1 protein-coding gene is annotated in these 2,530 nt (G+C 72.9%); it reads right to left on the bottom strand.

From position 1 onward, the window contains the following. Nucleotides 1-2,530, bottom strand: a 2,530-nt coding sequence (locus ACYVK5_RS23055; protein ID WP_460708322.1) for a hypothetical protein, incomplete at both ends; no start/stop codon positions are given.

Below are 2,530 nucleotides of genomic sequence, written 5' to 3'. Positions count from 1 at the left end.
GCGATGCACGGCACGTACGACCGCTCGATGAATCCCGTGGTCAGGTCCCAGCCATCGCCGACCCACGAAGACTGGTTGTTCGCCCCGGACACCCGACCCACCAGCGACGAGCTCGAATAGCCGATCGCGAGCTGCGGCGCCGGACCCGCCGCCGGGGACGGCACCGTCACCGGGTACGACCAGCCCAACGCGCCGGTCGCTCCCGACACCGACCACTCCCCGGTCGGATTGACCGGCGTAGCCGACCAGTCACCCGCCGCCGACGACACGCCGGACGTGACAGCGAACCTGTCACCCGTCTCGGCGGGTGCCGCGGCGGTCGCCGTCGCGGTTGTCGCTGCCGCGGTTGTCGCTGCCGCAGTCGTCGCCGTCGCGGTCCGCTCAGCCGGCAGCGCCTTGGCGCCAGCCGTCCGAACGGCGGCGCGCAAGCCCCCGGTCTTCGTCTGGCCCGCCTGCTTGAACACTGCCGACGTGATCGCCGCCGACCCGGTCGCCGTCGACGCGATCGTCGCGGACTCCGTGGTAGCGGACTCCGTCGTCGTGGTCTGTGTCGCCGCTGCCTCCGCACCCGCCGCCGGAATCTCCAGCGTCGCGGTCAGCGTCTGGTCGTTCTCGTCGTTCGAGGTCTGGACCACCTCGGGCTGGCACTCCGGCGCGTCCGGGGTCACCTCGGCACACGCCGGAATGCGCATGACCTGCAGGCGCTGGCCCCAGTCCGCGCCGGCCGCCTCGGCGAACTCCCCGTAGTCGACGGTCGCCTCGACGACACGGGTCTCGCCCGCCGCGGCCGTACCCGAGAGCGTGCTGTCGGTGACCTCAAGCAGCACCCCCGTGACACCGTCGGCCTCGGTGGTGGCCTGGTCCGCGACGTCGACGACGACCTGCTCGGGCGCCACACCCTCGGCAGAGGCGGTCACCGTCAGGTCCAGCCCGCCGACGTCGACCACGGTGGGCTCGGTGGTCACCGGGATCTCCGCGGCGCCACCGGCGGGCAGCGCCTCGGCGGGCACTGCAGGGGCAGCCGGCTGCTCCTCGGTGCGGGCGTCCGGGACGATCTCGGTCGGCGCGGCGGCATCGGGCGTATCGGCGGCGTCGATGACGGGCGCGAGATTCTCGCTCCGCGCCTCCAGGTCCTGGCCCTCGCCGCCGTCGTCGAGCTCGGGCTCGTACTCGATCGTCAGCGACGCGGCATGGTGATACCTCTTCCACCCGAGGGTCATGTCCTCCTCGTTCGTGGCACGCAGCCCCAGCGACACGGACCCGCCGTCGACCTCGGCCAGCCGCTTCGCCGCCGCGGTGGCATCCCACGTCACCGTCTTGACGTTGTCGCACGCCGCCTTGTGCGAGACCACCTGCTCGTCCAGTTCCTCCACGAACGCGGACGCGCCCCACGACGCCCAGTCCGAGGCCGCGCCGAACGAGCTCGTACGCCACAGCTGCACACCGCGCGGGTTGCAGTCCCACGAGTGCTCCCCGCTGGCCGAGAACTGCGCGCTCGTGACCCGGTCCGCGTCCATCAGGCCGATCTGGTCCAGGCCGTCGAACCGCCAGCCGAGCCGGAACTTGGAGTCGGCCTCGCATCCGGACGCCACGTCGACGTCGCACAGGCCCAGGCCCTGGTCGCCATCGAACATGTACTGCGCGACCTCACCACCGGCCGGCTCGTGCACCATCAGCCACGCGTTCGGCGAGCCCGAGAACGCCGGGTCGGCGAACACCGGGAACTGGGTCGCGTCATCGAACAGCCAGCCGGTGTCCAGCCCTAGCCGCACGCCGACCGTCGACCGCTCCCCCGCCGCGCCGGCGTCGTCCGCCAGGGCGGGATCGCCCGCAGCGGGCGCGCCACCGACGGTCAGGCCACCGGCAGGGCTCGGCTGTCCGCCCGCAGCCGTGCTGCCCGCGGAGCCGGCCGCACCGAAACTGCCGAGCAGCGCATCGGCATCCGACGTCGCCTCGGCGCCCGCCGCGTCCTGATGGCGCGGGGCGGCTGGGACCAGGTCCACCTCGATCCCCGAGGACCGGTCGCCGGGAAGCGCCGATCGCGCGTGCACCGACGGGTCGGCCGGGTCCACGCCGTCGCCCGCCAGGTGCTCCCATCCCGAGGGCCCGCGGGCCCGCAGCGGGCCCACCTCCTCCTGTCCTGACAGCCGCCACGACGACCCGCCGACGACGTCGGAGGTTCCGGTCAGGTCCCGCGACGTGGAGTCCCACGCCCGGGGCGCCGGAGCGGTGAAGATCTCGGAACCGAACATGTCGGCCGCGACCAGCCCGCCCTCCTGCCGCGTCACCTGCAGTCCCGCGGAGGTCGTCAGCGGGAACGTCAGCTTGTCGAGGCCGACCTTCTTCTCCGCCCGCTCGGCGGCCTGACGCGATGCGAAGACCAGGGTCTCGGTGAAGCCGGTCGCGTCCGGGTTCACGCTCACCACCAGGTCCACGCCGTCGGTGATGACGTCCGGGTAGGTCACCTGATCGCCGTCGATCTGCGGTGCGGTCAGGTCGAACGGCGCGTCCAGGATCAGCTCGTGCCCGT

It is taken from the genome of Myceligenerans halotolerans (assembly GCF_054782975.1).
This window is presented reverse-complemented; position numbering and strand designations above follow the sequence as displayed.